The 5,349-nt window shown below is 27.6% G+C and carries 8 protein-coding genes; 6 read left to right on the top strand and 2 right to left on the bottom strand.

Translation table 11 applies throughout. From position 1 onward, the window contains the following. Positions 1-289: 289 nt before the first annotated feature. A complete protein-coding gene (locus V6137_RS20520) occupies positions 290-439 on the top strand; it encodes a YHS domain-containing protein (RefSeq protein WP_425449813.1) in 150 nt (49 codons plus the stop codon). Between the two features lie 365 nt (positions 440-804). On the opposite strand, the gene V6137_RS20515 is transcribed toward V6137_RS20520, so the two are convergent. Continuing rightward, entirely contained in the window at positions 805-981 is a 177-nt protein-coding gene (locus tag V6137_RS20515) for an aspartyl-phosphate phosphatase Spo0E family protein (protein WP_425449812.1), read from the bottom strand. A 187-nt stretch (positions 982-1,168) separates the two neighbouring features. On the opposite strand from V6137_RS20515, the gene V6137_RS20510 reads away from it, so the two are divergent. The 5 genes from V6137_RS20510 to V6137_RS20490 all read left to right on the top strand — a co-directional run bounded on the left by V6137_RS20510 (position 1,169) and on the right by V6137_RS20490 (position 4,487). Beyond that, the gene (locus tag V6137_RS20510; protein WP_425449811.1) at positions 1,169-1,321 is read left to right on the top strand and encodes a hypothetical protein; all 153 of its coding nucleotides are present in this window, start codon (positions 1,169-1,171) and stop codon (positions 1,319-1,321) included. 75 nt (positions 1,322-1,396) lie between these two features. Continuing rightward, on the top strand, positions 1,397-2,413 hold the full coding sequence (locus tag V6137_RS20505; protein ID WP_425449810.1) for a nucleoid-associated protein: 1,017 nt from the start codon (positions 1,397-1,399) through the stop codon (positions 2,411-2,413). Between the two features lie 141 nt (positions 2,414-2,554). Beyond that, positions 2,555-2,713: a hypothetical protein gene (locus V6137_RS20500; protein ID WP_425449809.1), complete on the top strand. Its 159-nt coding sequence runs from the start codon at positions 2,555-2,557 to the stop codon at positions 2,711-2,713. Positions 2,714-2,785: 72 nt separating this feature from the next. Then, the gene (locus V6137_RS20495; protein ID WP_425449808.1) at positions 2,786-3,082 is read left to right on the top strand and encodes a hypothetical protein; all 297 of its coding nucleotides are present in this window, start codon (positions 2,786-2,788) and stop codon (positions 3,080-3,082) included. Between the two features lie 58 nt (positions 3,083-3,140). Next, positions 3,141-4,487, top strand: a complete 1,347-nt coding sequence (locus V6137_RS20490; protein WP_425449807.1) for a CCA tRNA nucleotidyltransferase — start codon at positions 3,141-3,143, stop codon at positions 4,485-4,487. A gap of 98 nt (positions 4,488-4,585) precedes the next feature. Here the strand turns inward: V6137_RS20490 and V6137_RS20485 are convergent, their stop codons facing one another. Then, complete coding sequence (locus V6137_RS20485; RefSeq protein ID WP_425449806.1) at positions 4,586-5,200, bottom strand: superoxide dismutase; 615 nt, start codon at positions 5,198-5,200, stop codon at positions 4,586-4,588. Positions 5,201-5,349 lie beyond the last annotated feature (149 nt).

The raw sequence follows: 5,349 nt of genomic DNA, 5'->3' as shown, positions 1-5,349 counted from the left end.
ATTTGTAGTCAAGGGGCTACACCCTAGTAGCTGAATCCTGTGATGCTACCACTTTTGTAAGAAGTGAAAAACTATACTTAATAATTTCTTATGATGTTATTTGATATAGTTTTAGAAACCAGGTATTACTATGAATATATTTAGTATTTTAATGTTTGCGGGTTTAATATTTTTAATAATGAAAAGGGGAGGAGGTTGTTGCGGAGGTCACTCCCAAAGCCATAGTCATAGTTGAGGTAGTTCAGAAGCTTGTCATGGTGATAGTACATCAAATAGAGAGAGGAGAGATATAAAAGAGATTGAGACAGTAAAAGATCCAGTTTGTGACATGTATATTAGTAAAAGAGATGCTATATCTAAAACTATAGATGGTAGAACCTATTTTTTTTGTAGCGAAGAACGTATTAAGAAATTTAAAAATAGAAGAAAAAGCCATTAAGTTGGTTAAAATAGTTAAATAATAAGTTATTTTAAAAAAATTCATATATTCTCCATGATACTTACATATGTTTTTTTAGGAGAGAGTATTAGTATATTAAAGTTAATAAGTAGTGGTATTATTATCCTTGGGGTTTATATTAATATAAGAGCAAAAATATATATAAAAGAAAAATTATTAAAAAACAAAAGTTCTGAACTTAATAATAGCTATAAAAAGAATACTGCATAATATGATTTAAAAGTTTAAGAATAGATTAATATAAGAAAATAACAGTTTATGTACTAATTAGTACATAAACTGTTATTTATTATAATATCTGATATTATAATAAATAATAACATTTGATATAAACAATGAAATATCTAACCTCCAATTTTATTATTTATCAATTCATTATATTTTGTTATTGTAGCATTTAATAATTGACTTGCAGCAATAATATCAGGATCTTGAAGATTAGTCCCTTTTTTATTTATTAGATTGGTTAAATTGTTTCTTAGTTTTTCAATATCATTTAATAAATCATCCAGTTCTGCCATGTATATCATCCCTTCATTTAACAATAATATTTATTATAGTATTATATGCAATAAAATATTACTTATCAAATTATAAAAATACTATTTCAAACTTATAATAATATAAAAAACATACATAATACAAACTTATTAACACATAGATTTTATAACGTGGTGAAAAATTATTATAAAGTAGGGGAGGAAAAAAATGAAAGAGATATCTGTAAAATTGGCTGAAATATTATATAAATATAGAGGGGTATTGGAGATTTGTCATGATGGGAAAGTAATAAAAAGGGATTATGAAGAAGGATTGGAAGATTTGTATCAAGTCAAAAATCGAAGAAGGCTTGCTAATTAGAAAATTATATATTTTTTATGATATAATATATTGAACATAGATTATGTTTAAGTTTTGAAAATATGAGGTGAAAGTATGGATACAGGAGAGATAACAGTAAGAAGGGCGATTGTACATATATTAGATTCTACAATTGAGATGCCAGTATTATCGGATTTAGAAACTCCTCTAAATAATGATTTGAAAGAATTTCTATCAAAACATATATTGAAGGTATTTAAAGACGATAGTGTAAAAAAAGTCTACTTTAATGATGAAAATAATAGAATTAAAAATAATACTGATAAATTAAAAGAAGGTGAAGAAGACTTTATAAGGATAACTAAAGATATAGCCTATGAAGTCCATAAATTAATAAAAGAAAATCCAACAATACCATCGGCTGACTTGGTATGTGTGTATTTTAAAAAGGAAAATTCCATGTATTTTGGAGCTTTAAAATTTAATTATAAAGACTCCTATATACATTTTATTGAAGAGGGAAATCTAGGTAGGACCAATACAATAATTAAACAAAAAACTGCATTACCTACAGCGGGACAGAAAATAGATGAATGTTTCTTAATAAATCTTACAGAAGACTTTATATTATTAAAAGAAAAGAAATTTGATATAGAAGGTGTTAAACAATTTTATCTATCGAACACCCTATTAAATACAACTGATGTGTTATCTGATAAGGAAAAAATAAATATAATAAATAAAGCTTCTAAAAATGTTGTTAAAAAATATTATGATGGAGATGTTAAAAAAATGGCGGAGATTAAAAGTGCCATTGAAGAAGAGTTTGATAATGAGGGTTCTATAGATATACAAAAGGTAACTAATAGGGCCTTTAAAGATAATTTAGAAATTCAAAAAGCATATAGTGAAGAAGTTGAAAAGAGAGGTCTAACAGATAAAGAGGTAAATGTTAGTGAAAATGTAGAAAAGAAAGTTAGGAAAAGACAGAGATTAGTAACCGATGATGGAATAGAAATAAAACTTCCAGCAGCATATTTAACAAGGGATGATAAGGTGGAATTTTTAAGTAATCCCGATGGAACAGTATCTATAGTTCTTAAAAATATAAATAGTATTGAGGATAAATAAAATAACTATAATATTATCCTGTAAGGTAGAAGTTAGTGTTTATAATAGTACAGAAAAAGTGATAAATATATTTGTTCAACAATTATTCTTCGAATAGAATATAAAATAAAAAGTTTGGGATACTAAATTAGAGGTGATAATATGCCAAATAAAAAGCGCTCTATAAAGTTTGACAATAAGGATGTTTCTAGACATTATGATGATGGTAAAGATGACAATCCCATCAGGGATACCTTTAGAAATGTAATTGACTCAAATACATTTGGTGAACCTGAAAAAGTTGAAGATGATAAGGAGTAAAGCCAGTGTGTATTTAACTGTACTTTGGGTAAATATTAAATAAATAGATTTATCCAAAGGGAGTGGATATAAATGAAGAAAAATTTAAATAGAAATGAATTATCTTTATATTCATTTAAAACTAGCAACGACAATGAAATATTGTTTGCTATAAGATTAGATGAAGGAATAAAATGTGGCATTGAAAATAATAAAGTAGATTATAACAATAAGGAAAACTTAGTAGAATTTTTGGAGGCCAGGTTAGATACCCCTATATATATAGCAGCCAATGGAGAACATTCGGAAAAAGCTAATATATCAGATCTAGACATATCAGCTCTAAAGGAGTTGGCCTTTAAAGTACAACAGTTACTAGAAAAAGCATAAATGGTGTATAATAGAGTAGGAATATATATTCCTACTCTATTATATTGGAGGTTTGTTTATGAAAATATATATGCCAGAGGATGTAAAGTTTATTATAGATATATTTAATAAAAACAATTATGAAGCCTATATAGTGGGGGGATGTGTTAGGGATAGTATACTTAAAAGAAAACCACAAGATTGGGATATATGCACTAATTGTAACCCAGAAGAAACAATGGAAATATTTAAAGATTATAATGTGAAAACCATACCTACTGGGATAGAACATGGAACTATAACAATAGTTAAAAACAGTAAACATTACGAAGTTACCACCTATAGAATAGAAGAAGAGTATAGGGATCATCGAAGGCCCAGTGGAGTTTCCTTTACCAATGATTTAAAAAAAGATTTAAGTAGAAGGGACTTTACTATAAATGCTATGGCCTATGATGATAACGATGGGATTATAGACCCATTTAATGGGTTAGAGGATTTAGAAAATAATATAATAAGGACTGTTGGGATTCCACAGGAGAGATTTAAAGAAGATGCCCTAAGAATATTAAGGGGTATAAGGTTTTCCGGTCAGTTGGATTTTAATATTGAGAAAAATACAAAAGAGGCAATGTTGATTAAAGGTAGTTTGTTAGAGAAAATAAGCAAAGAAAGAATTAGAGATGAAATAAACAAGATGTTACTTAGCCATAGACCTTCTATTTCCTTTAACACTTTAAAAGAATTGGATTTATTTGATTATACAATACCAGAGTTAAAAGCTACAATTGATTTTGAGCAAAAAAATCCCCACCATGATAAGGATGTATATAGCCATATAATGCTGACATTAGATAATACAGAGAGGGATTTGCCCCTTAGATTAGCTGCTTTGCTACATGATATTGGTAAACCTAAATGTTTTACTATAGGTGAGGATGGAATAGGTCACTTTTATAGACATCATATGATAGGTATGGATATGTCAGAGGAAATATTAAAAAGATTGAAATATGACAATAAAACTACAAAAACTGTTAAGGTTTTGATTAAAGAACATATGTTTAAACAGGATAAATTATCTGATAGGGCAATAAAAAGATTTATTAATAGAATAGGAGGGGAAAATTTAGAAAGATTCTTTAAACTTCAGACTGCAGATATAAAGGCATCAAAACCACCCTATGATTTTGATAATATAAATTACATAAAGGAAAAGTGTAAAGAGATACTAAATAGAAAAGAACCCCTTAATGTAAAGGAGTTAAATATAAATGGATATGATTTAATGGAGATAGGTATAAAGCAGGGAAAGGAAATAGGAGATATCCTTAATTATTTATTAGAGAAAGTTCTAGATAATTCTGACTTAAATAATAAAAAAGATTTAATGGAGTTAGCAAAAGAGAAGGCTGGGGGACAATAGCCCCCTAGTAATGTTTTGTTTTTGTACTCTGTATCTTGCTCTATCCACATATTAAATGAATTGAAATAACCATTTTAAATCCAGTAATATAAATATTTTTATAAATCTAAATGATTATGATGTTTATAAAACATCCGTAACCTTTTATTAACAACCTTCCAGTCTATGTTATCAATAAATATATCAATGTATTCTTTTCTATCAATGCCAAAGTCTATCATATAGGCATGTTCATACACATCAAGGACTAACAATGGATGACTTTTCCAAATAGCTCCCACATCATGGGCATCTTGACCAAATACATGGAGTCTTTGATCAATAGGCTCTATTGCTAGAACTGCCCAACCCCTCATTGATAAACCCACATCTTTAAGTCTTGTTATAAAGTTTTTATATGATCCAAAATCTCTATCAATTAATGTTTTTATTTCTCCATAGGGAGCATTATTATGCCCTCCTAAATTTTCAAAATATAATTCATGGAGCTTAACTCCGTCTAATGAGTAGCTTTCTCCAAGCTTTAATGATCTAATCTCACTATATGTGGAATTTGGATTTTTAAAATCAGTTTTTGAATCTAATATACTCCAAATTTCATTTATTTTATTTACGTATCCTTTGTAAAGTTGATAATGTTGTTTAAGCTGATTAGAAGAAAGGCCTTTTACATTACTAAAGTTAAACTTTTTTAGTTTAACACTATCATTCATATAATCACCTCCATAAGTCTATAGGTTTTGTCAAAAGTTTCATCAAAAAACCTTGACAAAACCTTTATTTTTACAAATTTATATATAAAATACTTGCCACCCCCAAAAATAGGGTACAATTTTATTGACAAGATAAAATTAAGACCAAT

It is taken from the genome of Dethiothermospora halolimnae (assembly GCF_037577855.1).
Classification (GTDB): Bacteria; Bacillota; Clostridia; order Tissierellales; family VENL01; genus Dethiothermospora; species Dethiothermospora halolimnae.
Note: the sequence above shows the minus strand (reverse complement) of the source record. Positions and strands in the feature narration are given on the sequence as shown.